Below are 25,843 nucleotides of genomic sequence, written 5' to 3'. Positions count from 1 at the left end.
TGATCACCCCACCGCGCCGTGACAGTGCTTGTACTTCTGGCCCGAACCGCAAGGGCACATCGCGTTGCGCGACAGGCCGAGGTCGGCATAGGGATTGACCGTTCCGGCCGCTGCGGCGGCAATGCCCGAACCCAGCGCGCCCATCATCGCTTCCGCACCAGGAGTGCGCGAGCCGGCATCATTTTCCCCGGTGAAGGGATCGATGTGGCTGGTCAGGAAGGCCGGCAGTTCCGGCATCTGGACCGGATCGGGCATGCGCAGTTCGCTGTTCATCAGGATCCGGGTCACGTCCTCGCGGATCGCGCCCAGCATTCTTTCGAACAGCCCGAAGGCTTCCTGCTTGTACTCGTTGATCGGCTGCTTCTGAGCATAGGCGCGCAGAAACACCACTTGGCGCAGCGCATCGAGCGTGGCGAGGTGTTCCTTCCAGTAGTGATCCAGCCGATCGAGCAGGATCTGCTTTTCGACCTGGCGCCAGATCGCGGAATCGTCGCCCATCTTGGACGCCATCTTGGCATCGGCGGCTTCGGACAGGCGGATTTCGATGTCTTCGGGCTCGATCCCGTCCTCGGCAAACCAGTCGTCGAAGGCCGGCTCGATCCCCAGCACCTCGATGCAGCGCTGCTTCAGCCCTTCGATGTCCCACTGTTCGGGATAGGATCCCGGCGGGCAAGCGGTGCCGACCAGCGTGTTGACCGTATCGTGGCGCATGTCCTCAACCACTTCGTCCACGGTTTCGGCGTCCATGATGTCGGCGCGTTGCTCGTAGATCACCTTGCGCTGGTCGTTCATCACGTCGTCGTATTCGACGACCTGCTTGCGGATATCGTAGTTGCGCGCTTCGACCTTCTTCTGCGCGGTTTCGATCGCCTTCGACAGCCAGCGCGAACCGATCGCCTCGCCGTCGGCCAGGTTGCTGTTCATCATCTTGGAGAACAGCGTGTCCGGCCCGAAGATCCGCAGCAGGTCATCCTCGAGGCAAAGGTAGAACTTCGACATGCCGGGGTCGCCCTGCCGGCCCGAGCGGCCACGCAGCTGGTTGTCGATGCGGCGGCTTTCGTGGCGCTCGGTGCCGATCACGCAGAGCCCGCCAGAAGCCAGCACCTTTTGCCGGGAAATCTCGACTTCCTCTTCGATCCTGGCGATCGCCTTGTTGCGCTCCGGCCCCTCGGGCATGTCCTTCAGCTCGTCCTCGATCCGGAACTCGGCGTTGCCGCCCAGCTTGATGTCGGTGCCGCGGCCGGCCATGTTGGTTGCCACGGTCACCGCGCCGGGCTGGCCGGCCTGAGCGACGATGTGCGCTTCCATTTCGTGGAAGCGGGCGTTGAGGACGTTGTGCTTCACGCCCTCATTGTTGAGGAATTCGCTGAGCAATTCCGACTTTTCGATCGACACCGTGCCGACCAGCACCGGCTGGCCCTTGTCGCTCTTTTCCTTGATCTGCTTGGCGATCGCGGCGAACTTGTCGGTGGTGTTCTTGTAGAACTCGTCCTCTTCGTCGACCCGCTGTACGGGCACGTTGGTGGGGATCGTCACCACGTTCATCTTGTAGATGTCGAAGAATTCCGCCGCTTCGGTCGCGGCGGTGCCGGTCATGCCCGAAAGCTTGGGATACATCCGGAAATAGTTCTGGAAGGTGATCGAGGCCATGGTCTGGTTCTCGGGCTCGATGGTCACGCCTTCCTTGGCTTCAACCGCCTGGTGCAGGCCGTTCGACCAGCGCCGCCCTTCCATCTTGCGGCCGGTGAACTCGTCGATGATCACCACCTTGCCGTCTTCAACCACGTAGTCGATGTCGCGCTTGAACATCATCACGGCCTTGAGGCTCTGGTCGAGGTGATGGACCACCTGGGTGTTCTCGACGTCATAGAGGTTCGAGCCAACCAGCAGTCCGGCCGCCTCAAGTTGACGCTCGGCCCATTCGACCCCGTCCTCGGTCAGGGTGATGTTCTTGGTCTTCTCGTCCTTCTCGTAAAGCTCGGTCGGAAGCTGCTTCACGATCGCATCGACCTGGACATAGAGCTCGCTCTTGTCGTCGGTCGGGCCCGAGATGATCAGCGGGGTACGGGCTTCGTCGATCAGGATCGAGTCAACCTCGTCGACGATCGCGTGATTGAACGGGCGGTGCACCATCTGGCTCCGCTCGTGCTTCATGTTGTCGCGCAGGTAATCGAAGCCAAGCTCGTTGTTGGTCGCGTAAGTGATATCGCACTCGTAAGCTTCGCGGCGCTCGTATTCCGACAGGTTGGGCACGATCACCCCAACCGTCAGGCCGAGGAACTTGTAGATCTGCCCCATCCATTCGGCGTCGCGGCGGGCGAGGTAGTCGTTCACGGTGACGACGTGGACACCCTTGCCTTCCAGCGCGTTCAGATAGACCGCCAGCGTCGCGACCAGGGTCTTGCCCTCGCCCGTGCGCATTTCGGCAATTTCGCCGCGGTGAAGCACGATCCCGCCGATCATCTGCACGTCGAAGTGGCGCATGCCGAGCACGCGCTTCGATGCTTCACGCACGGTGGCGAAGGCTTCGGGCAGCAGCTCGTCGAGGGTCTTGCCCTCATCCAGCATGCGGCGGAACTTGGCGGTCTGGGCCTGAAGCTCTTCTTCCGAGAGCGCTTCGAGCGCGGGCTCGTAGGCCGCTATCTGCTTTACGATCTTGTCGAGCGACTTGACGTAACGATCGTTGGACGAGCCGAAAATGGCCTTGGCGATGCTGCCGAACATGGGCAATTCCTGAATAATTTGAGTGATATGGTGCAGGTTTGCGCGGGCGCGAATGCGCCAGCGCGGCTCGCCTGGGGCGGGCAGTCAGCGCGGGCTATTCGCGGGCGCGATCGATCCGGACACGAACCGCGGGAACCGTCAGCGGAGCGAAGGCGCGCGGCGTGTCGGCAGCGGGCTGGTCCTCCGGAATGCGGGTTTCGGCCCGCATCGCGACGTGGATCTGGGCCGAAGCCGCCGTGCGGGCCGCGCTGCGCTGAGCAAGGACGGCGCCGACCTCGGCCTGTCCGCGCACCCGTGCCTCGGCAGGGGTTACCTGCGCGGCGATCCCTGCAAACAGGGCGAGAAGGGCCAGGACAATCCGGTTCATTGCCGGGGGCATATAGGGATTGCCGACCTTCGCGTCCAGTACGGCCCTGTCGTGGTTGATCTTTATCCGGCATGCTGTTGTAAGGAAGCGCACAGGGAGGGATGGGGAATGACCGAACAGGCAGCGTCGGCGGCTCACGCGCCGCGCATGTTCCAGCTGGATGGTCTGCGCGGCGTCGCCGCGTTCATGATCGTATTCTACCACCTCGACATTGTTTACGGGATCGGCGGACCGTTCCAGCGCGGCTATCTGTTCGTCGACCTGTTCTTCCTGCTGTCAGGCTTTGTCCTGGCGGTTTCGACCGAGAAGAAGCTTCTGAGCGGGATTGGCGCGCTGGAGTTTACCTGGGCGCGGTTCAAGCGGCTCTGGCCACTGGTGGCGGTCGGTGCTGGGGTCGCAGTGGTGCGCGCGTTCTACATCGGCATGGCCGATCCGCTGACCCTGCTGTGGTGGCTGGCGCTCGACCTGCTGATGATCCCAAGCCTGGCCGGAACCGGGCCGTTCTATCGCTACAACGGACCGCAATGGACGCTGTTCTATGAACTGCTGGCCAATTTCATCCATGCCCTCGCGCTGAAGCGGGTGCCGACCTGGGCAATGGGCCTGCTGGCGCTGATCATGGGGGGCTGGCTGATCCATACCGTCCAGCTGCACGGTGCCGATACGATGGGCGTCAATGCGCCGACCTGGAAGACCTGGTGGATGGCCCTCCCCCGCGTTGGCTTCTCCTATGTGTTGGGGGTGTGGATCGGGCGGCTCTACAAGGGCGGGCTGCGCACGCCGAGCCTGCCCTGGCAGCTGGCGCTGGTCCTGCCGGTAGCGGGGATTGCGGCAGTTCCCTATCTGCCGCTTGGCAAGGTCTGGGGCGATCTGGGCTTTGTAATCCTGTTCCTGCCGGTAATGATGTGGCTGACCGCGATGTGCCGCCCGCCGCAAAGCCTCAAGGCGCCGCTCGAATGGCTCGGCAACTACTCGCTGCCGCTTTACTGCGTACACCTGACAGTGCTGGTCTGGACCAAGGAACTGGCCGGCAGCAACAGCGGCCAGATCGCCGCGTTGGCGATAGGGATCGCGCTGGCGCTGTCGTGGTTCTTCTCAAAGGTGGTCAGCTTTTCGAGCAAGCCAACGGTTGCGAAGGGCGCGGGCTAGCCCCCGGCGTTCAAGGCAACAAAAAAGCCGCGCCGACCCAAAGGTCAGCGCGGCTGTTTTGCGATCCGGGCGCGAGGCGAAGCGGCCCGAAATCCAGCGATCCGTCTTAGTTGACGGCGTCCTTGAGGCCCTTGCCGGCCTTGAACTTCGGCTGAGCCGAAGCCTTGATCTTCATCGGTTCGCCGGTACGCGGGTTACGGCCGGTCGAAGCCTTGCGCTTGGCAACCGAGAAGGTGCCGAAGCCGACGAGGCGAACTTCGTCGCCGCTCTTCAGTGCGCCGGTGATGGCTTCGAAAACGCCTTCAACGGCTTTGGTGGCATCGCTCTTGGTGAGACCGCTGGCGTCAGCAACTGCGCCGATCAGTTCGTTCTTGTTCATGTCGGGAACCCCCTACCTTTCTAGTGCTTTGGATCTTGTGATTCGCCTCAAAAGCTGGCCGGAATTGAGCGACTTTTGCGGGGACTGTCAAAGCCAAAAGGTCGAAAAAAGGCCAGATTATCCACGATTCTCCGCGCTTTTCGACGAATTGAGGCCCACACGCGTGATCCCGTGCCCGATGCCGCATTGCAGCACGGGCCAGGGCCTGACGAATCGCTGCAATGCAGCAGAAATCAATGTGCCGTAGTCGACGCCCCCGGAGCGCCCGCAGGGGCGGCCCCCGGCTGGCTCGCAAGATCGTCCGCCTCGCTCCATTCGATCGCTTGGAGCGGCTGGATCAGGGCCTGAGCCAGTACCTGGTCGACATGGCTGACGGGCACGATTTCCAGCCCGTCCTTCACGTTGGCGGGGATCTCGGCGAGGTCCTTGACGTTCTCTTCGGGGATCAGCACTGTCTTGATTCCGCCGCGCAGCGCGGCGAGCAGCTTTTCCTTGAGCCCGCCGATCGCCAGCACCCGCCCGCGCAGTGTGACCTCACCAGTCATGGCGATGTCCTTGCGCACCGGAATACCGGTCAGGGTCGAGACCATCGCGGTGACCATGCCCACACCCGCGCTGGGGCCATCCTTCGGCACCGCCCCTTCGGGCAAGTGGACGTGGATGTCCTTGCGGTTGAAGATGCCGGGATTGATGCCATAGGCCGGGGCGCGCGCCTTCACGAAGCTGAAGGCCATCTGCACGCCTTCGCTCATCACTTCGCCCAGCTTGCCGGTGGTCTTGATCCCGCCCTTGCCCGGCACGGTGACGCTTTCGATCGTCAACAGTTCGCCGCCGACCTCGGTCCAGGCGAGGCCTGTGACCGCGCCGACCTGATGCTCTTCCTCGGCCACGCCATAGCGGAACTTGCGCACCCCGGCGAAGTCGCCAAGGTTCTCCGAACAGACGGTGACCGACTTGGTCTTGCCTTCCAGGATCTGGCGCAGGCTCTTGCGGGCCAGCTTGGCAATGTCGCGTTCCAGCGTCCGGACCCCGGCTTCGCGGGTGTAGTAGCGGATCAGGTCGCGCAGCGCCTCGGCCGTCAGAGTGAATTCACCCTTCTTGAGCCCGTGGGCCTTGACCTGCTTTTCGACCAGGTGGCGGGTCGCGATCTCGACCTTTTCGTCCTCGGTGTAGCCTTCCAGCCGGATGATCTCCATCCGGTCCAGCAGCGGCTGCGGCAGGTTGAGGCTGTTGGCAGTGCAGACGAACATCACGTCTGACAGGTCGTAGTCCAGCTCCAGATAGTGGTCCTGGAACTTCGAATTCTGTTCGGGATCGAGCACCTCGAGCAGTGCCGAGGCAGGATCGCCCCGGAAATCCTGACCCAGCTTGTCAATTTCGTCGAGCAGGAACAACGGATTGCTAGTCCCGGCTTTCTTGAGGTTCGAGATGATCTTGCCCGGCAACGAGCCAATGTAAGTGCGGCGGTGGCCGCGGATCTCGGCCTCGTCGCGCACGCCGCCCAGCGACTGGCGGATGAATTCGCGGCCCGTGGCATTGGCGATCGACTTGCCCAGGCTGGTCTTGCCGACACCCGGAGGGCCGACCAGGCACAGGATCGGGCCCTTGAGCTTGTTGGTGCGGGCCTGGACCGCGAGATATTCGACGATCCGGTCCTTGACCTTGTCGAGCGCATAGTGATCGGCATCGAGCACGGTCTGGGCCGCGCCGATATCCTTCTTGAGCTTGCTTTTCTTGCCCCACGGCAGACCGAGCAGCACGTCGAGGTAATTGCGGATTACCGTCGCTTCCGCGCTCATCGGCTGCATGGACTTGAGCTTCTTGAGCTCAGCATTGGCCTTGGCGCGGGCTTCCTTCGACAGCTTCAGCCGGTCGATCTTGTCCTGCAGTTCCTGGATCTCGTTGGCTTCCTCGCCGTCCCCGCCGCCGAGTTCCGACTGGATCGCCTTGAGCTGTTCATTGAGATAGTATTCGCGCTGGGTTTTTTCCATCTGGCGCTTCACGCGTCCGCGGATCCGCCGCTCAACCTGCAGCACGCCAAGCTCGCCTTCCATGAAGGAATAGGCCATTTCCAGCCGCTTCAGCGGATCGGACTCGCTCAGCATGGTCTGCTTGTCGGAAACCTTGGCCTGGATATGCGCCGCCACGGCATCTGCCAGTTGCGACGCATCGACCATCTCAGCCAGGTTCTCACCCGCTTCGGCCGGCAGCTTCTTGTTGAGCTTGGCATATTCACCAAAGGTTTCGACCACCGAGCGCATCATCGCGGCAACCTCGTTGCCCGAGACGCTGACCGCGTCGACCGGAGCGACCTGCGCCACTACCAGCTCGCCCGAACCGCCGCGTTCCAGCCGCAGGCTTTCCAGGCTGGCGCGCTGCTTGGCCTCGACCAGCACGCGAACGGTGCCGTCGGGCAGTTTGAGCAGCTGCAGCACGGTTGCCACGGTGCCGATATCGTAGAGGTCGTCCTCCGCCGGATCGTCGCAGCCGGGATCGAGCTGGGCGAGCAGGAAGATATCCTTGTCACCCTCGCTCGCCATCGCGGCTTCCAGTGCGGCGACCGACTTTTCACGTCCCACGAACAGCGGAACGACCATGCCCGGAAACACAACGATGTCGCGGAGCGGCAAAAGGGGAAGAAGTTTCGTCATAAAATCCGTCCAATCCGGCCTGCGCGATAGGCCGATACGGGTGAATCCCGTCCTTGAGCGGGGATATGGGCATGCCCTGCCCCCGGCGCAATGCCTGCGAGACGACAGGCTGTGGAAGTCCGTCGGAAAGCCCCGAAAATGATCCAGGTGCCGTGCCTGCCGGCTAGCGCGGCCTGCCGCTGAAGCCCACGGCAGAGCGCAGTTCGTCCGCGTTCATCAACCTGCCGCCCTGCATGACCCAGCGGGTTTGGCGCAGGTCGCCGATCTTCTGCTCGGGATCACCCTCTACCAGGAACAGGTCGGCGTCCTTGCCGACCGCGATCGAACCGGTACGCTTGTCGACCCCCAGCATCTTCGCCGGAACGATTGTCGCCGCCGCAATCGCTTCGGCCGGGGTCATCCCGGCCTCGAGGTAGATTTCCAGCTCGTGGATCAGTTCGAAGCCATAGCCGTCGGTCCCGGCGACGATCGGCACCCCGGCCTTGTGCATCATGCCGAGCAGCGCGACCATCCGGCTCCAGCTGGCGCGATAGTCCGATCGGGCGAGTCCCGCTGGCACCGCAAAGCCGCCGGACTTGAATGACCGCTCCATCGTCACCGGCAAGGTCCCGACAAGGGCGGTGTAGCTGGCCCCAAGCTCGCCGGCTTCGGGCACGTAGATCGATTCAAATGCCACCATCGTCGGGTCGGAGTAGATCTGCTTTGCTGCCATGGTTGCGATCAGGCCGGACATTTCCGGGCTGTCCAGCGCCATGTCCTTCATGTAGCGGCCAGGCGCCTCGAACCGGGCAATGCCATTGTCGACCGGCAGCACTTCGGCAGGGACGCCTTCCATCACGATCCAGTTGATATGGGTGATCTCGTCATAGCCATGGCGCACTGCCTGGCTGGGGCGGATGCCCTTGGGCACGTGGCCATGGACATGCAGACCCAGCTTGTGCGCCTCGGCAATCGCGGCGGGGAGCCAACGATAGTCGAAAGTGCCGTAAAACTTAACCCCGGTGAAGCCGTTGGCCTTGGCCTTGCGGACCAGCGCGATCGCTTCGGCCTCGCTGGTTGCGACATTGGCGACCTGCGCCGTGTTGGGGCCCTTCCCGTCGATCAGCGAGCTGGCATAGACGTTGGGCATCAGCAGCCGGCCGGCCCGCGCCCGTTTCCAGCGATCGACCGTCTTGACATCGTCGTTACCCGGATCACGCACCGAGGTGACCCCCAGCGAAAGCTCCTGCGCGCCGGTATAATCGTCGCCGACATGCATGTGGCAATCCCACAGGCCCGGCAGCAGGGTCTTGCCGGTGCCGTCGATCACCTGTGCGCCGGCCGGGACCGGGGTCGAGCCGACCGGTCCCACCGCGACGATCTTCGCGCCCGAGACGACCACCGTTTGCCCAGTCAGGAACCGCCGGGCATCGGCATCGAACAGCTTGACGTTGCGGAACGCGACCGGCGCCTTGGGCACGGTCACCAGCTTCTTGTAAAGCAGCGGGGCCTGCGCACTTAGCGCAGCGCTTTGCACTTTCTCGATCCGCGCCTGCTCTCCGGCATAGCCATCGGGCAGCCAGGCCATGCCATTGGATACGGCAAAGAACTTGCCCTTGGTGTCAGTCCAGACCGGGAATGGCGAGGTTGAATAGCCCAGGATCTGCCACAGCACGATCGGCTTGGCGGTCTTGCCTTTGCCGACGGTCATCGTGGTCAGTCGCTCGGCCCTCACTTCGCCGCCGGGCAGCAGCGCGAGCCGTTTGTTCGGGCTCGCCACCAGTCGTTCGACCAGCCAGGCGGTAGTGTCGATCGGCCCGCCGTAGGCCGCATAGAACTTGCCCGCCGCCGCGCCGCTTCCCTTGTCGACCGGGCTGAGCCAGTTGCCGACCGATCCGGTCAGCGAAAAGCTCTCTGCCGCATTGCCGTTTGGCGTCACCCCGCGCACCGTGATGCTAGCGGGAAGGCCGTTGGCACCGGGTTTCCCGGTATAGTCCATTTCCCACACCATCCCGCGCAGCACCATCGATTCGCGCGCCTTGCGGGTCCCGTCCGGCAATTGCCAGACCCACGAATCCCCGTGCTTCCCGCCGGTCGACTGGATCGTGTAATGCCGGGCATTGGCCGGCGGCTGATCGAGCTGATCCTTCGGAACCTGGGTGATCGCGCTGGTTGAAAGCAGCAGCAGGGCCAGCGGCAGCAAGGCAGGACGCATCGGTTTCTCCCCTCATCGAACCGGAATGTGCAGCAACCACGATTGGCCGCATCCGGCAACAGCTTTTGGACCAGCGACAGGTTGCCAAGCCGCGCCGCGCTCCGCAGGATGGCAGCAAGAACAGACAGGGGATTCGTAACCGATGCGCAAACTGATGATCGCCGCCCTCGCCAGCGCGCTCGCGCTCAGCGTGCCCGCCTTATCCGATGCGACCGAAAGCGCCGCAGCACCGCAGCAGACCGTAATCACCGCCGCACGCTATCTCGATGTAGCGAGCGGCAAATATGTCGAGTTTCCGGCGATCTTCGTCGGCGCGGACGGGCGGATCACCGGGATCGCCGATGCCCGCACAGTCAAATGGGGCAGCAACGTCAAACATATCGACATGGGCGGCAAGACCCTGCTGCCCGGCCTGATCGACATGCATGTCCACCTCGACAGTCCGGCCGATATCGGCGGCTGGCGCGGGCTGGAATATACCGACAGCTTCTTCGCCATGACCGCAGTCAGCAACGGCCGCGCGATGCTCGACGCCGGCTTCACCACGGTCCGCAATGTCGGCAGCGCCAACCGCAACGATATCGGCCTCGCCCAGGCGGTGAACCAGGGTTACGTCACCGGGCCGCGGATCGTCGCTGCGGGCTATGCGCTGGGCAGCACCGGCGGGCATTGCGATCAGACCGGGCTACCTCCCAGCATGGAAAAGCCCGGCAAGATGGAAGGGGTTGGCGATACGCCCGAGGAGCTGAAATACCAGGTCCGCCGCCAGCGCAAATATGGCGCGACCGTGATCAAGGTCTGCGCCACCGGCGGGGTCTTTTCGCACAATACCGAGCCGGGCCAGCAGCAGCTGACCGAGCCCGAACTGACCGCGATCGCCGATGAAGCCCACATGTGGGGCCTGCGCGTTGCCGCCCACGCTCACGGCGCGGCCGGGATCAAGGCCGCGATCAAGAGCGGGATCGACACGATCGAGCATGCCAGCCTGGTCGACGACGAAGGCATCAAGCTCGCCGTGGCCCGCCCGCGTCCGGTCTGGTTCAGCATGGACATCTACAACACCGATTACACCCAGGCCGAGGGCAAGAAAAACGGCGTGCTGGAAGACAACCTGCGCAAGGACCGCGAGATCGGACAATTGCAGCGCGACAACTTCCGCAAGGCCTTCAAGGCCGGGGTGCGGATGGTGTTTGCCTCTGATGCCGGGGTGATGCCACATGGGCTGGTCGGGCGGCAGTTCAATACCATGGTGACTTACGGCATGGCCCCGCTCGACGCGATCCGCGCCGCCACGCTCAACGCGGCGCAGGCGCTCGGCTGGGACAAGGACGTCGGCCAGATCGCGGTGGGCCGCTTCGCCGACCTGATCGCGGTCGACGGCGATCCGCTGGCAAACGTGCGCGAGCTGGAAAGCGTTGACGGTGTGATCAAGGGCGGTGTGGTGATCGAGCGGGCGCGGTAGGCCCTGGGTCCTCTCCAAATTTGCGATGCACATTTGGGGAGGTGGATGGGCCGAAGGTCCAGACGGAGGGGATTGGACGCTGACTTCGATGCCCCTCCGTCACCTCTGCGGGCTGCCACCTCCCCATTTGCAGGAAAGGTAGCTTTCTCACATCCCCGGCAACTTGAACCCCGGCGGAAGGCCCATGCCGTTTTGCATGTTGGCCATTTCGGCATTGCTGACCTGATCGGCCTTGGCCCGGGCGTCGTTGAAGGCGGCGGCGATCAGGTCTTCTAGGATGCCTTTTTCGCTGGGCTGCAGCAGGCTGTCGTCGATGGCGACGCCGATCACCCGGCCCTTGGCACTGCAACGGATCTTGACCAGTCCGCCGCCGGCCGCGCCTTCGACTTCCATCGCGTCGAGCTTGCCCTGCATTTCGGTCATCTGCTTCTGGATGGTCTCGGCGGCTTGCTGCGCGGCCTTGAGCATCTCTTCCATCGACTTCACGGTCTATCTCCAGTTCTTGCCCATGCTCGCAACGCGGGCATCGGGGCTTTCGTCAAGCAGTTCGGCGCCGGGAAAGGCGGCAAAGGCCGCTTCGACCAGCGGATCGGCCAGGACCTGGGCCCGGGCGGCATCCTTCTGCGCATCCTTGGCTTCCTTCAGGCTGGGCGCGGCATCGCCCTCGCCGCGGGTAACGCTCCAGCGCTCGCCAGTGGCGCGCAGCAGGGCATCGCGCAGTTCGGCGGTGGCATCGCCGGGATAGCCGGGCGCGAGGGTGTAGATCAGCTCGCCCGGCGTTAGCGCGATCACCCGCACCCAATCGTGCATCAACTGGGCCAGCCGGAACTGGCCGGACTGCTCGACCCGCTCGATCAGCGCTTCCCAGGTAACGGCTTGCGGAGCAGCAGCGGCGGAGGCAGAGGCGCCCTCGCTCGCCGGTCCCGCGACCGGCCCGCGCGCAGCCAGCTCTTCCAGCCTTTTCGCAAGCGAGCCCGGATCGGGCATGTCGGCAGCGTGCTGGACCCGCAGCAGCGCCATCTTGGCCGCGACCAACGGATCGGGCGCGGCGCGCACTTCGTCATGGCCCTTCAGCAGCAATTGCCACAGCCGGTGCAGCTGCCCGGGCGAAAGCTGTTCGGCCCAGGTGCTGATCGCCAGGCGTTCCTCTTCCGAGATTGCATCGGCCACGCTCTTGCCGAGCTGCGCGACGGTGACCCGGTGGGTCAGTTCCATCGCCGTGCGCAGCAGCGCCAGCGGCTCGACCCCGAAGGCAAATTGCTGGTCGATCAGGTCCAGCAGCCCTCCCCCGTCGCCAGAGAGCAGCGCGGCGAACAGCGTGCGCTGGGCGCTCTTGTCGGCCAGGCCCAGCATGTCGCGGACCTGCGCTGCGCTGACCCGGCCATCGCCGCCCAGATCGGCGTGGGCAATCGCCTGGTCGAGGATCGAGAGGCCATCGCGAACCGAACCTTCGGCCGCAGCGGCAATCATCGCCAAGGCCTCTGTCTCAGCCTCGACCCCTTCCTTGCCGCAGATCATCGCGAAGTGATCGGCCAGCAGCGGCGCGGGAATGCGGCGCAGGTCGAACCGCTGGCAGCGGCTCAGCACCGTGACCGGCAGCTTTTCGACTTCGGTTGTTGCGAACAGGAACTTCACATGGGCCGGCGGCTCTTCCAGCGTCTTGAGCAGCGCGTTGAAGGCGTTGCGGCTGAGCATGTGGACTTCGTCGATGATGTAGATCTTGTAGCGGGCCGAGACGGCGGCATAGCGCACTGCCTCGATGATCTCGCGCACGTCGTCGACGCCTGTGTGGCTGGCGGCGTCCATCTCGATCACGTCGATATGGCGGCCTTCGGCAATTGCCTGGCAAGGTTCGCATTGCCCACAGGGAGCGATCGTCGGCCCGCCCTGCCCGTCCGGCCCGATGCAGTTGAGCGCCTTGGCGATCAGCCGCGCGGTGCTGGTCTTCCCGACCCCGCGGATGCCGGTCATCAGGAAGGCATGGGCCAGCCGGTCACGCTTGATCGCGTTGGCCAGGGTCTGGACCATCGCGTCCTGCCCGATCAGCTCGGCAAAGGTCTGCGAACGGTATTTGCGGGCAAGCACGCGGTACGGCTGCGCCGGAGCGGCGGTCACGGCTGGCGGCGGCGCGGGCGCGGGCTTCGGTTCGGGCGCGCCGAACATCGATTCCTGTCCGGCCGCCTCCAGCTCAGCCGCAGAAGGCGCGTCGTCTTCGGGCTCGTCGCCGTACATCTCGGGGGAATCGTCCATCGTGCGCCAGACTAGGCGGTCAGTTCATTTTTGTCGAAGGAGAAAGGAGCCGGCCGACCCGCCGCAACCCGTTGTGGCTGCTTCCTTCCGGACCTGACCAAGTTGGCGAGCGCAAACGTCCGACCGACTCCCGGCGGCGCATATGGCGGTGCTGTCGCGTTTGCGCAAGTCCATGTGGGCTGCGCCGGGTTAAACCGCGTTCGACTCGCTCATTTGGGGGCAGTCACGGTTCTCCTGCAGGGAGACCGGGAAGCGGGTTCGCCAATGCCTTACAGCGCGACCCGGGTGTTCGGCGGGCCCGCTTCCTTTCCTGCCTGTGCAGGCAGCACTCAGCGGAAATTGTCGGCGTAGGCCTGGATTTTGAGCCGGCGTGGCGGCGTGGCGTGAACCACGGCTTCGATCCCGTACTTGGCAGCATAGGCCTGGGCTTCTGCCGAACTGGCGAAAGTCAGCGTCACCTGGCTCTGGGTATCGCCGGAACCGGCCCAGCCCATCACCGGATCGGGCTTCTTCGCCTCGGCCGGAGCGAATTCGAGCAGCCATTCGTCGGTCCGGGCCTTGCCGGACTGCATGGCGTTCTTGGGGCGCTGAAAGATACGTGCGGGCATGGCGGTGCGATTGCGGCGAATCGCAGCGGAAATCAAGCCCCCGCTCAGGCTGAGCCTGTCGAAGCCTTGAACGCATTCTTGGTCTTGAGGCTGGGTGCCTCGGCCCAGGGCTCGTCCGGCCAGCGGTGCTTGGGATAGCGGCCCTTCATGTCTTTCACGACATCACGCCACGATCCGCGCCAGAACGCGGGGAGATCACGGGTGGTCTGGAGCGGTTTGCCGCCCGGATCGGTCAGCTTGAGCAGCAACGGCTGCGGCGGCTGGCCGAATGTCGGCTGACGATCGAGCCCGAACATCGCCTGGACCCGCAGTTCGACCGATGGCCCGCCGGGATCGTCATAGTCGATCGCGTGGGCAGTCCCGGCCGGGCTGGTGAACTGGGCAGGAACCAGCCGCTCCAGCACCTGCTGGGCGGCAAATTCGAGCCTCGCGCGGAGCGCATCGTGGAGCTTGGCCGGATCGAGCTGGTCGAACCGGCGTCCGAGCAGCGGATCCAGCCAGTCGTCCGCTTCGGCGAGCAGTGCCGCATCCGACAGCGTCGTGATCCCGGCGAACCTTGCCCTCCGCAGCAATGCCAGGCTGGCTTTGGACAAGGGCAGCAGGCCCAGCCCGTCGGCCCGGACCCGCTCGATCAGGAAGGCGCGGATCGCTGCGGGATCAGGCGAAGGATCGGAACCGCGGCCCAGCGTGATCGCGCCCAGCCGGCTTTCCATTAGCGCTTCGACCCGGCCCTCCCCTTCGATCCAGCGCAGCGTGCTTCGCCGTTCGATCCGGTGCGCCAGCCAGCGGGTGACCTCGGCCTCGTCCAGCGCGACCGCTCCGGTGATCCGCGCGCCCTTGGCATCGCCTTGCGCCTCGCCCACCGCCAGCCATTCGGCCCGGGCCAGCGGCGAGGCGGGATCGAGCCGCAGGCCCCTGCCCCCCGAGGTCAGCCAGTGCTCTCCGCTGGGATCGCGGCGGCGGGCGATGTTATCGGGATAGGCTTCGGCGAGGAGTATGCCGATGGGCGTTGCTTCGCCCGTGCCCTTGCCCGCGAGCTCAACCGCGCGCCGCTCCCACCGCTGCGCCAGTTTGCGCGATGCCTCGGCGCGCGGCCCGCGTTCGCGCTTCCAGCGATCGAGCCTTGCGGCCAGATCATCACCGCGCCCGCCCAGCCCGCTTTCTTGGAGCAAAAGCGCCAGAAATGCTGCATCCTGCGCCGCGCCATGCTGCGCAGCATAGAGCAGCATGTGCGCGAGCTGCGGCGCCATCGGAAGGCACGCCATGCTGCGCCCATGCTGCGTTATCCGGCCCTCGGCATCAAGCGCGCCAAGTGCTTGTAATGTAGCCGTTGCTGCAGCCAATGCTGCACCTGGCGGCGGATCGAGCCAGGGCATCGCTGCAGGATCGCCAGCGCCCCATTGCGCGAGACTGAGCAGCAAGGGTGCGAGGTCCGAAGTCAGCATCTCGGGCGGGTCGAATGCTGCGCGGCCGGCATGGGCCGCTTCCTCCCACAGCCGATACGCCACGCCCGGCCCCTGCCGGGCCGCACGTCCGGCGCGCTGTGCGGCTGCGGCCTGGCTGGCGCGGTGAGTGACCAGCCGGGTCACCCCGGCGGCCATGTCGAATTCAGCCCGGCGCGAAAGCCCGGCGTCGACCACCACAGATACGCCATCGAGCGTCAGCGAGGTTTCGGCGATCGCAGTGGCGAGGACGATCCGCCGCCGCCCTTGCGGATCGCGCTTGATCGCGGCGCGCTGGGCCTGCGGATCGCATTGTCCGTGGAGCGGCAGGACCAGCGCGCCGGGCAGCTTCTCGGCCAGCCGCTCGCGGACCCGTTCGATCTCGCCCACGCCGGGCAGGAAGGCGAGCACGTCGCCGCTCTCCTCGCGCCAGGCGGTGAGCAGGGCCGAGGTCATCGCATCCTCGATCCGCAGATCGGGCCGCGCACCGAGCCATCTGATTGTCAGCGGATGGGCCTTGCCCTCGCTCTCGATCACCGGGGCATCGCCAAGCAGGCCCGCAAAGCGCGTCCCGTCGATCGTAGCGCTCATCACCACCAGGCGCAGGTCCGGCCGCAGCACATTCTGGCTCTCAATCGCCAGGGCAAGGCCAAGGTCACTGTCCAGATGCCGTTCGTGCGCTTCGTCGAACAGGACAGCGGAGACGCCCTTCAGCTCCGGATCGCCCAGGATCGTCGCGACGAAGATCGCCTCGGTCATCACCAGCACCCGGGTGCGGGCGCTGCGCTTGCTGTCGAGCCGGGTCTGGTAGCCGACCGTCTCGCCCGCGCCTTCACCCAGCAGTTCCGCCATCCGCTCGGCCGCGGCCCGCGCGGCAACCCGGCGCGGGGACAGCAGGATCACGTTGCCCTCGCACCACGGCTCGGCCAGCAGTGCGCTGGCAACTGCGGTGGTCTTGCCGGCGCCAGGCGGCGCGATCAGCACCGCGCTTTCCCGCTGGCGCAACGCGGCGAGCAGATCGGGCAGGACCGCATGGATCGGGAGTGAAGTCACGTGACTGGCCCTAGCCTATCCTCCCCGGCATGGGGAGGAATCACCCCATCGGGTACATGATCTCGCGCCCGACCTTGTGCAGCGCCTTCATCACATCTGCCGGTAGAACCAGATCGCGCGCGGCGAAGATCGAATCGAGCTGATCCTCCTTCGAAACCCCGACGATGGTCGAGGCAACAAAATCATGCTGCTTTGACCAGGCCACCACCATAGCCACCAGATCAAGGCCAGCCTCGGCGGCGATTTCGGCATAACGCGCGGTCGCGGCCAGTGACTTGTCGTTGACGAAGCGCTTGCCCATTTCGGCCTGCCGGCCCTCCATCGCCAGATAACGGCTGAACCGCGCCCCATCGGGGCGAGCGCCGTTCTGGTACTTGCCCGAAAGCACCCCGCCAGCGATCGGCGAATAGGGAATCAGGCTGACTCCTTCCATCCGGCAGACCTGCGCCAGTTCATCCTCGAAGCGGCGGTTGTTGAGGCTGAAATTGTTTTGGATCGTCTGATAGCGCGCGGTGCCCAGCCGTTCGGCGGTCTGGATCGACTTCATCAGGCCCCAGCTGGTTTCGTTGGAGCAGCCCACGATCCGCACCTTGCCGGCGCGGACCAGCTCGTCGAGCACTTCCATGGTCTCGTCATAGGGCAGCTGGTGATCGGGCCAGTGGGTCTGGTAAAGGTCGACGTAGTCGGTACCGAGCCGCTTGAGGCTTGCGTCAATTGCGGTCTCGATGTTGCGCCGGTCCAGTGCCGTCATGCCGTTGCGGCAGGGCGAGCGGAACCAGACGTGGCTTGGCCCGGAAACCTTGGTAGCCAGCACGATCGCGTCGCGCGGCTTGGTTTTGAGCCACTTGCCGACGATTTCCTCGGTCCGGCCGACCCATTTTGTGTCGGGCGGAACAGGATAGCCTTCGGCGGTATCGTAGAAATCGATCCCGGCATCATAGCACTTGTCGAGTATGCGGATCGCTTCGGCTTCGTCGGTCTGACTGCCGAAGGTCATCGTGCCCATGCAGATGTCGGACACGACGATAGCGCTCTTGCCCAGGCGGCGGCGTTCCATTGGTATGCTTCTCCCCGTTTCGATCGGTTTTTCAATGAAACGGGGTTGAAGCGGTTTGCCGCCAGCCGGTCAAGCCCCGCGCACGCCGCTGCCAAACTCGGGGGCGTTCGATACAGCAGCGCGCGGGGAGGACAGAGACGGGATCAGCGATCCCCTTTCCGGATAGAGCCGTGCCGCATCAATGCGTGGTCAGTTCCACCAGGCGTGATCCGGCGTGGCGATGGCGTTCGGAACGGCTGCGCTGGCCGGCTGCAACCCGCAGACCGGATACGCCGCCCCGGTCCATCGCGTGCTGCCAGGAATAGAACTCCTCCAGGCTGAGATTGTAGCGCGCCATGGCCTCCTCGATCGTGATAAGCCCGCCTTCGACTGCGGCCACGACCTGCGCCTTGCGGCTCGCCACCCAGCGCGTGGTATCACGCGGCGGCAGGTTATCGCGGGTCAGCACCTCGCCAATTGGCCCGATGATCCGGGCGGGACGAGAATTGTGATATTCCATCATGTTACGGCCCTTTGTGACAGTGACCTTTTGACAGGTCAGGTTGGGCCCCCAAGCACAAGGACTGTCAGGCAGGCGTGGTTAAAACGGGGTGAAAATGACCAACGGCTCGTCGCTTGGACAAGGCGGCTGACGCCAGACTGTGGTGATAAGGAGGCGAACCGCCTCAGCTGCGCCGCGCGACTGCGAACTCGGCTGCTTCGGTCATTGCTGCCCGGGCCTCACAAGGCGGGAACACCGCAATCGCGTTGATCGCGCGCTGGGCGAAGTGGCGTGCGCGCTCGCGGGTTTCGTTGACGGCATCGTGCCGTGCGATCAGTTCGATCGCATGGGCCAGGTCTTCGTCCGAAGTGCGGTGGCCCTGGATCGCGGCCTTCCAGAATTCGCGCTCTTCAGCAGTGCCGCGAGCATAGGCGAGGATCACCGGCAGGGTCATCTTGCCTTCGCGGAAGTCGTCGCCGCGGCCCTTGCCCATTTCGGCGCTGTCGGAATCGTAGTCCATCGCATCATCGACAAGCTGGAACGCGATGCCGAGGTTGCGGCCGTAATCGTCGAGCGCGCGCTCTTCGGTCTCGCCCTTCTCCGCAACCACAGCGGCGATCCGGGTGGCGGCGGCGAACAGGGCAGCGGTCTTGGCGCCGATGATGTTGAGATAGCGGTCTTCGCTGGTTTCGATCTGGCGCGCGGCGGTGAGCTGGTCGACCTCGCCCTCCGAAATCACCGAGCTGGCACCGGACAGGATCTTGAGCACTTTCAGACTTCCGTCCTCAACCATCAGCTCAAAGCTGCGGGTGAACAGGAAGTCGCCGACCAGCACGGTTGCGGGATTGCCGAAGATCAGGTTGGCCGCCGCCTTGCCGCGGCGCATCTCACTGCCGTCGACCACGTCGTCATGCAGCAGGGTGGCGGTATGGATGAACTCCACCGCAGCGGCCAGCTTGTGGTGGCGGGTGCCGGAATAGTCGCACAGCGCGGCACCGGCGAGCGTCAGCATCGGCCGCATCCGCTTGCCACCGCCGGCGATCAGGTGTCCGGCCAGTGCGGGGATCAGCGGTATCTCGCTCTGCATCCGTTCGAGGATGACCTGGTTGACCGCATTCATGCCCTGCGCGGTCAGCGCCATCATCGGCCCCAGCGAGGGCGCGCTTTCGCGGGGGCGCAGGGGAATGACGTCGGCGCTCATCACCCGCAGCCCTAGGCGGCACGGGCCGCGCTTGGCAAGTGCAAAGCGGACAATGGCAATGCCCAAAAATGCATGCTAGCGGAGCCAATCATGTCCCAGAACCAGCCCGATCCCGTCCTTGCCGGATACCGCGCCTCGATCGACAATATCGACGCCGCGCTGATCCACATCCTGGCCGAACGCTTCCGCATCACCAAGGCGGTCGGCGCCTACAAGGCGGAGAAGGCCCTGCCTGCCAGCGATCCCGGCCGCGAAGAGCGCCAGATCGCCCGGCTCCGCAAACTGGCCGAGGACGCGCAGCTCGACCCGGAATTCTCCGAGAAGTTTCTGCGCTTCATCATCGAGGAAGTGATCCGCCACCATGAGCAGGCGGCGGCAGGATGAGAGTTGCAACCTGGCTGGTCGGGTTCGGTGTATTTTGCAGCTCAGTGCTGGCAGCCGAAGATACGAACCCGCCAGAACTGTACGATGCATTTCTGCACGCCGATGTTCCGCTGTGGGGATCGGATTTTGAGGCGATCTGGCCACGCGGGTTCAGCTCCGGCATGGGCGATTCTTACGAATTCGGTTGCACTTCACGCGTGGCCTTCGGGGATTGGAGCCTTACCTTTAGCGACAATGAAACGCGTTGGCTTCGATTGACCAACTACGGCGTGTTCCACTGTGCCGCGATCGAGCGCTCGGCATCAGAGCGCAGTGATCTGGAAGAATCGGACTTCAAGTACGCGTATTTCGTCAAGATCGATCAGACGCGGGTAAACGGGCAACCGTTGGAGTTGTGGGTGCTCCAATCGGGACATCTTCCCGGAAGCACCTATGCACTGCTGGCCAGGGAACCATCCGACGGCGTGGTGAAGTCATTCATCGTCTTGCAGCGCCAGTGCCCAAGAAAGTCGGTGCGGCGTGGCCCTCCAATGGATGTCTGGCAGACCGAATACTGCGCGATCAATTCGAAGGCCGAGATGATCAGCCTCGCGAAGCGAATGGCCCGGCTGCCTCCACTTGGAACATTGCAGTGGATCGGCGATGTCGCGGAACCCAACACCGACAAGTGAACTTCGATCAGGCCCGCGCCCGCGGCAGCCGCAGCTTCACCAGCAGCCCGCCCAAATCTTCGCTCTCATCGAGCGTGACAGACCCCCCATAAATCTCCGCCACGTCCCTAACGATTGCCAGCCCCAGCCCGGTTCCGGGTTTGCCGGTATCGAGCCGCGCGCCGCGATCGAAGATGCGGGTGCGTTCTTCCTCGGGGATGCCCATGCCGTCATCCTCGACCCAGATTTCGCACCAGCGCGCGTCATTGGTCGGGTCAATCGTGACGAACACCGATCCACCGCCGTATTTGGCCGCGTTCTCGATCAGGTTGCCGAGGATTTCGTCGAGGTCCTGGCGCTCGATCGCGACCCGGGCTTCGCGGTTGCCATCAAGGTCGAAGCGGGTCCTTTCGTAGAGCACGGTTACAGCGCGGAGCACCGCTTCGACGCTTTCGCCGACGCTGGCACGCGCCTGACCGACCGCGCGGCGGCCGACTGCGCGGGCCCGGGCGAGATGGTGATCGACCTGACGGCGCATTACCGCCGCCTCGCGGATCACGGTATCGGCGAGGTCCGGTGCCTTGGCCGTCGCAGCGTTCATCACCACGGTCAGCGGGGTCTTGAGCGCGTGGGCCAGATTGCCGGCATGGGTCCGCGCTTCCTCGGCCTGGCGCTCGGTATGGGCCAGCAGGCTGTTGAGTTCCTCAACCAGCGGCTGGACTTCGAGCGGGAGCGGCTCGGTCACCCGGTTCGCCCCGGAATTGCGCATCTTCTGCAGCGCCAACCGCACCCCGCGCAGCGGACCAAGGCCGAGCCAGGTCTGCAGCATCGCCATGCCCAGCAGGCCCAGTCCGAGCACGGCAAAGCTGCGCAGCAGGATCCTCCGCACCCGCCCGACCTGCTCGTCCAGGTTGCCCTGCTTTTCCGCAACGCTGAACCACCACAGGGTATCGCTGCCCGGCAAGGTTACCGAGCGTTCCATCACCCGCAGGGGTTCGTCCGGGTACTGCTTGCTGACATAGAGATGCGGATCATGATCGGTATGGCCGGCGCGGACATCGAGCGAGCGGTCCCACAACGAGCGCGAGGCAAAATCCTCGCGGCCGGCCCCGCGGATCTGCCAGTAAAGCCCGCTGTTCGGTTCCAGCAGGCGCTGGTCGCCGAGCGGGCGGTTGAGGATCACATCCCCGTCCATCCCCACTTCGGCCGAAGCGATCATGCCGTTGAGCAGATTGGACAGCTGCGCATCGAAGTTGCGCGTGACCACGCCGGTCAGCGTCCGATCGAGCGCGATGCCGCCGCCGAGCAGCAGCACGCCGATCCACGCGGTGGCGATCAGCATCATCCGGCGCGAGAGCGAACCGGTATGCGGAATGCCGGATGCCTGCGCCGGAGGAGTTACGTCGCCGCTCACCGCCGGCCCAAGTAGTCAGTCTCAGCCGCGGCCCGGCCCGGCCGGGTCGTCAAGGCTGTAGCCTAGCCCGCGGATCGTGGTGATCACATCGGGGCCGAGCTTCTTGCGGATGCGAGTGACGAACACTTCGATCGTGTTCGAATCGCGGTCGAAATCCTGGTCGTAGATGTGCTCGATCAGCTCCGTCCGGCTGACCACCTTGCCCTTGTGGTGGAGCAGGTAGGACAACAGCTTGTATTCCTGCGCCGTCAGCTTGACCGGCTCGCCATCAAGCGTGACCCGGCCCGAGCGGGTATCGAGGCGGACGTCACCAGCGGTCAGTTCGCTGCTGGTGTTGCCCGAAGCGCGGCGGATCAGCGCGCGCAGGCGGGCGATCAGCTCTTCGGTCTGGAACGGCTTGGCCAGGTAATCGTCGGCCCCGGCATCCAGGCCGGCAACCTTGTCGGACCAGCTGTCGCGCGCGGTCAGCACCAGCACCGGGAACTTGCGGCCTTCCTTGCGCCACATGCCCAGCACGGTCAGTCCGTCGATCTCGGGCAGGCCGAGGTCGAGGATCACCGCGTCGTATTCCTCGGTCGAACCCATGAAGTGGCCATCTTCGCCGTCGGTCGAAAGATCGACAGCATAGCCATTGGCTTCAAGCGTGGATTTCAATTGTTTGCCGAGGGTCGGTTCGTCCTCGACGATCAGGATGCGCATAGGGGTTCCCCAAAATTCTTGCAGTTCAAATGGGGCGAAAGGCCATGGAGGTCAAGCAAGCCGCGCGATTGCCCAGTCTATTGCAGTTTGCGGATGACCTCGCCCGAACGGGCATCGACATCGATAAAGATCACCCGGCCATCGCGGATGAACTTGAGGCGATAGGCCTGAGCCACCGGATCATATTCCGGACCCAGGTATTGCGCGCCCTTCATCGAAGGCAGCACTTTCTGCTCGATATCGCGGAGCGGCCGGACCGAGCCGGCGCGTAGGTCCTTGCGGGCCTTTTCCTGGGCATCGCCCGTGCCGCCCGCCAGAACCGGAACCGCCGGAAAGACCAGCGCCGCAAAAAGAGAGATAAGGAGGAGCTTTTTCATGACCGGATGGGCACTATCGCTGCAGCCTTGAACATCGTGTGAATGGCCTATCCAGCGCGCAGCAAGGCTATGTAGCGGCTGCGAATCTCGGCGGTTATAGTCCCCGGCCCGCCATTGCCGATCGGCTTGCCGTCGACCTCGACCACCGGAAGGACCAGCGATCCGGCGGCGGAAACGAACGCTTCGCGCGCCGCGAACAGTTCTTCCGGAGTGAACGGCCGTTCCTCTACCGTCAGCCCCATTGCGCGCGCGATCTCCAGCGTGCAGATCCGGGTCACTCCGGGCAGCACCCCATGGTCCACCGGATGCGAAACCAGCACACCCCGGGCATCGATGATGTGGGCATTGGCGCTGGTCTGCTCGGTCACCAGCCCGTCCTCGACGAACCAGGCATCATCGACCCCGGCATCGCGGGCCGCTTCCTTGGCCAGCACCGCGTAAAGCAGCTGCGTGGTCTTGGCCGAGCGGATCGCCCAGCGGCCTTCGGGACGGAGCATCACCCGGATGCCCCGGCTGGCGACCGGATTGTCGACCAGTGCGGCCTCCTGGGTGAAAGCAAAGCGATTGGGCTCAGTGCCGCCCACGGGCGACAGAAAATCACGGTCGGCTGGTGCGCCGCCGGTGATCTGCAGATAGACCCGGCCTTCGGTCAGGCTATTGCGTGCGATCAGTTCGGCCAGCACCGCCGGCCAATCGGTATCGTCGGTGATCCGGGTGCTGACCTTGCTCCGCTCGAGCCGGGCGGCGTGGTGGGGCCAGTTGCAGAAATGCCCATCGAGCACCGGGGACACTTCATAGACCCCCTGCCCGAACAGCAGCGCCCGATCGAAGATCGGCAGCTTCGCCTCGGTTTCAGGAATGAATTCGCCATTGAGCCAGACTGTGCGCATGGCTGCCGCTTTCGGGCGGGAACTGCGCCTTGTCAACGCGCCTCAGCCCCCCTAGGTGCCGCTCACCATGGCCGCCGCACCGATCCTTTCCTGGGAAGACCTCAGCCTGCAGCAGGGCTCCGGCTGGCTGTTCCGCGATCTCAGCCTGGCGATCGGCCCGCGTGACCGGCTGGCGCTGATCGGCCGTAACGGCGCGGGCAAGACCACCATGTTGCGGCTGATCGCGGGCGAGATCGAGGCGGACAAGGGCAAGCGCTCGGTCCAGCCCGGCACCCGGATCGTGATGCTGGAGCAGGATCCGTTCTTCACCGGCTATGATACGCTGATGGACTTCGCGCTGTCCGGCCCGGACGCGCCGCCGCGCCATGAAGTCGAGGCGATCGCCGGACAGCTCGGTATCGACATGAGCCGCCCGGCCGACAGCGCCAGCGGCGGGGAGCGGCGCCGCGCCGCCCTCGCCCGCGCGCTGGCCAGCGAACCCTACCTGCTGCTGCTCGACGAGCCGACCAACCACCTCGACATTGCCGCGATCGACTGGCTGGAAGACTGGCTCAGCCGCTACAAGGGCGCCTTCGTGGTGATCAGCCACGACCGGACCTTCCTGACCCGGCTGACCAAGGCGACGCTGTGGATTGATCGCGGCTCGATGCGGCGCAAGGACATCGGCTTTGGCGGCTACGAAGCATGGATGGAGCAGATCTACGCCGAGGAAGCCCGCGCCGCCGACAGGCTTGACGCCAAGCTAAAGATCGAGGCGCACTGGCTCGAACGCGGGGTTACCGCGCGGCGCAAGCGCAACCAGGGACGGCTTGAAAAGCTGTGGGAGATGCGCGCCCAGCGGGCCGCCATGCTGGGTCCGCAAGGCACCGCCAAGCTGGGACTGGCGGTAGACGATGCCAAGTCCAAGGCCGTGATCGTGGCCGACAAGGTTTGCAAATCCTTTGCCGAAACGCCGCGCGAATGTGCTTCGACAGGCTCAGCACGAGCGGGTTTGGGTGCTGAGATTAGTCCAGAGTCCGCTCGCCCTGAGCCTGTCGAAGGGCCACAGCGCAACACCCGCACCATCATAAAGGACTTCACCCTGCGGATCACCCGCGGCGACCGGATCGGGATCGTCGGTTCCAACGGTGCGGGCAAGACCACCCTGCTCAAGCTGCTGACCGGAGAGCTGGAGCCTGACAGCGGCACCATCACCCTCGCCAAGACTTTGCAAGGCGTGTTGATCGACCAGCAGCGCAGCCTGATGCAGCCCGACAAGCGGGTCCGCGACATCCTGGCCGAGGGCGGCGACTGGATCGACGTGCGCGGGGTGCGCAAGCACATCCAGGGCTATCTCAAGGACTTCCTGTTCGACCCAGGGATGGTCGATGCCCGGATCGGCACCCTCTCGGGCGGGGAGCGCAGCCGGCTGCTGCTGGCCCGCGAATTTGCCCGACTGTCGAACCTGCTGGTGCTCGACGAGCCGACCAACGATCTCGATCTCGAAACGCTCGACCTGCTGCAGGAAGTGATCGCCGATTACGATGGCACCGTTTTGATTGTCAGTCATGACCGCGATTTCCTTGACCGGACCGTAACGATCACGCTGGGGCTGGATGGCAGCGGCAAGGTCGACGTGGTCGCGGGTGGCTATGCCGATTGGATCAAGCAGCGCGAACAGGATGCGTTGAAGGCGCGAAAGCCGTCTTCCGCATCGCCTGGAAGCGCCAGTACCGCTCGCAAGGACTCCCCGGCGCCTGCCCCTGCTCCCGCCAGCGGCAAAGTGAAGCTGACCTACAAGGACCAGCGCGATTATGATCTGCTGCCGGGCCGGATCGATGAGCTGCTCGCCCAGATCGCCCGCGACGAAGCGGCGCTGTCTGATCCCGAACTCTATACCAAGAACCCGCAGCGCTTCGCCGAGCTGACCAAGGCGATCGAAAAGGCCCGCGCCGAAAAGGACGCGGCCGAGGAACGCTGGCTGGAACTGGCGGAACTGGTGGAGGGTTAGTCTCTTACAATGCGATGATCGATCACTTTGCCATCTGGTCCGAACCGAATGACAAGCCATTCCGAATCCAGACTAAAAAATGATCGCTCTGGACCGAGCCAATAAACTGCATCCCAGTCATTGAAGTAGCTTGTTTCGTCACCTGGGCCGAGCAAATCGACGATCTCTTGCTTGGGTACTCCGTTGATTCGGTGGGTAAGCAGAAATGGCTCAACCATCCGCAATCTCGAGTGATCGCTAGATGATTTGACGGCCTTCCATTTACCTGAGTCAAATGGCTGCATCGGCAGATAGCCTACCGCAAAGCTCCAAAGAATTGCGATTGCCATCGCCATTATGGCAATAGAGACCACACAACCTCGCAGCTTGCTGGTTGAGCGAGCGTAAGTCATTCCGAAGTCTTACCCGGTGGCTAACTCAA

The 25,843-nt window shown here is 64.4% G+C and carries 22 protein-coding genes and 1 other RNA gene; 5 read left to right on the top strand and 18 right to left on the bottom strand.

Features of this window, described 5'->3' with window-relative positions; genetic code table 11:
- Positions 1-3: 3 nt before the first annotated feature.
- Positions 4-2,724, bottom strand: a complete 2,721-nt coding sequence (gene secA, locus B2V17_RS00230; protein ID WP_292993975.1) for a preprotein translocase subunit SecA — start codon at positions 2,722-2,724, stop codon at positions 4-6.
- 94 nt (positions 2,725-2,818) lie between these two features.
- Positions 2,819-3,091 (bottom strand): hypothetical protein, encoded by a 273-nt coding sequence (locus B2V17_RS00225; protein WP_292993973.1) that lies wholly within the window; start codon positions 3,089-3,091, stop codon positions 2,819-2,821.
- Positions 3,092-3,199: 108 nt separating this feature from the next.
- Between B2V17_RS00225 and B2V17_RS00220 the strand changes: the two genes are divergently transcribed.
- Positions 3,200-4,240 (top strand): acyltransferase family protein, encoded by a 1,041-nt coding sequence (locus tag B2V17_RS00220; protein ID WP_292993971.1) that lies wholly within the window; start codon positions 3,200-3,202, stop codon positions 4,238-4,240.
- A 106-nt stretch (positions 4,241-4,346) separates the two neighbouring features.
- On the opposite strand, the gene B2V17_RS00215 is transcribed toward B2V17_RS00220, so the two are convergent.
- The 3 genes from B2V17_RS00215 to B2V17_RS00205 all read right to left on the bottom strand — a co-directional run bounded on the left by B2V17_RS00215 (position 4,347) and on the right by B2V17_RS00205 (position 9,464).
- Positions 4,347-4,619: an HU family DNA-binding protein gene (locus B2V17_RS00215; RefSeq protein WP_292993969.1), complete on the bottom strand. Its 273-nt coding sequence runs from the start codon at positions 4,617-4,619 to the stop codon at positions 4,347-4,349.
- 233 nt (positions 4,620-4,852) lie between these two features.
- Entirely contained in the window at positions 4,853-7,270 is a 2,418-nt protein-coding gene (gene lon / locus B2V17_RS00210) for an endopeptidase La (protein ID WP_292993967.1), read from the bottom strand.
- A 163-nt stretch (positions 7,271-7,433) separates the two neighbouring features.
- The gene (locus B2V17_RS00205) at positions 7,434-9,464 is read right to left on the bottom strand and encodes an amidohydrolase family protein (RefSeq protein ID WP_292993965.1); all 2,031 of its coding nucleotides are present in this window, start codon (positions 9,462-9,464) and stop codon (positions 7,434-7,436) included.
- Between the two features lie 142 nt (positions 9,465-9,606).
- Between B2V17_RS00205 and B2V17_RS00200 the strand changes: the two genes are divergently transcribed.
- The gene (locus B2V17_RS00200; protein WP_292993963.1) at positions 9,607-10,926 is read left to right on the top strand and encodes a metal-dependent hydrolase family protein; all 1,320 of its coding nucleotides are present in this window, start codon (positions 9,607-9,609) and stop codon (positions 10,924-10,926) included.
- A 147-nt stretch (positions 10,927-11,073) separates the two neighbouring features.
- Here the strand turns inward: B2V17_RS00200 and B2V17_RS00195 are convergent, their stop codons facing one another.
- The 8 genes from B2V17_RS00195 to B2V17_RS00160 form a co-directional block, all read right to left on the bottom strand.
- A complete protein-coding gene (locus B2V17_RS00195) occupies positions 11,074-11,412 on the bottom strand; it encodes a YbaB/EbfC family nucleoid-associated protein (RefSeq protein WP_292993961.1) in 339 nt (112 codons plus the stop codon).
- Positions 11,413-11,415: 3 nt separating this feature from the next.
- On the bottom strand, positions 11,416-13,176 hold the full coding sequence (locus B2V17_RS00190; RefSeq protein WP_292993959.1) for a DNA polymerase III subunit gamma/tau: 1,761 nt from the start codon (positions 13,174-13,176) through the stop codon (positions 11,416-11,418).
- Between the two features lie 39 nt (positions 13,177-13,215).
- Positions 13,216-13,310, bottom strand: an RNA gene (ffs, locus tag B2V17_RS00185) — signal recognition particle sRNA small type.
- Between the two features lie 195 nt (positions 13,311-13,505).
- Positions 13,506-13,784 (bottom strand): ETC complex I subunit, encoded by a 279-nt coding sequence (locus B2V17_RS00180; protein ID WP_292993957.1) that lies wholly within the window; start codon positions 13,782-13,784, stop codon positions 13,506-13,508.
- A gap of 44 nt (positions 13,785-13,828) precedes the next feature.
- Positions 13,829-16,279, bottom strand: coding sequence for an ATP-dependent helicase HrpB (gene hrpB, locus B2V17_RS00175; protein ID WP_292993955.1), 2,451 nt, complete (start codon positions 16,277-16,279; stop codon positions 13,829-13,831).
- A gap of 40 nt (positions 16,280-16,319) precedes the next feature.
- Positions 16,320-17,336, bottom strand: coding sequence for an aldo/keto reductase (locus tag B2V17_RS00170; protein ID WP_292993953.1), 1,017 nt, complete (start codon positions 17,334-17,336; stop codon positions 16,320-16,322).
- Between the two features lie 178 nt (positions 17,337-17,514).
- Positions 17,515-17,838 carry a DUF1153 domain-containing protein gene (locus B2V17_RS00165; protein WP_292993951.1) on the bottom strand — a complete coding sequence of 108 codons (324 nt, stop codon included), beginning with the start codon at positions 17,836-17,838 and terminating at the stop codon, positions 17,515-17,517.
- A 163-nt stretch (positions 17,839-18,001) separates the two neighbouring features.
- Positions 18,002-19,018 (bottom strand): polyprenyl synthetase family protein, encoded by a 1,017-nt coding sequence (locus B2V17_RS00160; protein ID WP_292993949.1) that lies wholly within the window; start codon positions 19,016-19,018, stop codon positions 18,002-18,004.
- A 90-nt stretch (positions 19,019-19,108) separates the two neighbouring features.
- On the opposite strand from B2V17_RS00160, the gene B2V17_RS00155 reads away from it, so the two are divergent.
- Positions 19,109-19,402, top strand: coding sequence for a chorismate mutase (locus tag B2V17_RS00155; RefSeq protein ID WP_292993947.1), 294 nt, complete (start codon positions 19,109-19,111; stop codon positions 19,400-19,402).
- The gene (locus B2V17_RS00150; RefSeq protein WP_292993945.1) at positions 19,399-20,073 is read left to right on the top strand and encodes a hypothetical protein; all 675 of its coding nucleotides are present in this window, start codon (positions 19,399-19,401) and stop codon (positions 20,071-20,073) included. Before B2V17_RS00155 ends, B2V17_RS00150 begins: the two co-directional genes overlap by 4 nt.
- Positions 20,074-20,080: 7 nt before the next feature.
- Here B2V17_RS00150 and B2V17_RS00145 read toward each other — a convergent pair whose 3' ends face one another.
- The 4 genes from B2V17_RS00145 to B2V17_RS00130 all read right to left on the bottom strand — a co-directional run bounded on the left by B2V17_RS00145 (position 20,081) and on the right by B2V17_RS00130 (position 23,432).
- Entirely contained in the window at positions 20,081-21,397 is a 1,317-nt protein-coding gene (locus B2V17_RS00145; RefSeq protein ID WP_292994114.1) for a sensor histidine kinase, read from the bottom strand.
- A gap of 90 nt (positions 21,398-21,487) precedes the next feature.
- Complete coding sequence (locus B2V17_RS00140; protein WP_292993943.1) at positions 21,488-22,165, bottom strand: response regulator transcription factor; 678 nt, start codon at positions 22,163-22,165, stop codon at positions 21,488-21,490.
- A gap of 77 nt (positions 22,166-22,242) precedes the next feature.
- Positions 22,243-22,542, bottom strand: coding sequence for a hypothetical protein (locus tag B2V17_RS00135; RefSeq protein ID WP_292993941.1), 300 nt, complete (start codon positions 22,540-22,542; stop codon positions 22,243-22,245).
- A gap of 47 nt (positions 22,543-22,589) precedes the next feature.
- Positions 22,590-23,432 (bottom strand): aminotransferase class IV, encoded by an 843-nt coding sequence (locus B2V17_RS00130; RefSeq protein WP_292993939.1) that lies wholly within the window; start codon positions 23,430-23,432, stop codon positions 22,590-22,592.
- Between the two features lie 67 nt (positions 23,433-23,499).
- On the opposite strand from B2V17_RS00130, the gene B2V17_RS00125 reads away from it, so the two are divergent.
- The gene (locus B2V17_RS00125) at positions 23,500-25,422 is read left to right on the top strand and encodes an ABC-F family ATP-binding cassette domain-containing protein (protein ID WP_292993937.1); all 1,923 of its coding nucleotides are present in this window, start codon (positions 23,500-23,502) and stop codon (positions 25,420-25,422) included.
- Here the strand turns inward: B2V17_RS00125 and B2V17_RS00120 are convergent.
- Positions 25,419-25,814 (bottom strand): hypothetical protein, encoded by a 396-nt coding sequence (locus B2V17_RS00120; RefSeq protein WP_292993935.1) that lies wholly within the window; start codon positions 25,812-25,814, stop codon positions 25,419-25,421. The two genes, B2V17_RS00125 and B2V17_RS00120, sit on opposite strands and share 4 nt — an antisense overlap.
- Positions 25,815-25,843 lie beyond the last annotated feature (29 nt).

The sequence above is a fragment of the Novosphingobium sp. UBA6272 genome (assembly GCF_002440635.1).
GTDB lineage: Bacteria > Pseudomonadota > Alphaproteobacteria > Sphingomonadales > Sphingomonadaceae > Novosphingobium.
The sequence above is the reverse complement of the archived record's forward strand: the minus strand, read 5'-3'. Positions and strand labels throughout refer to the sequence as shown.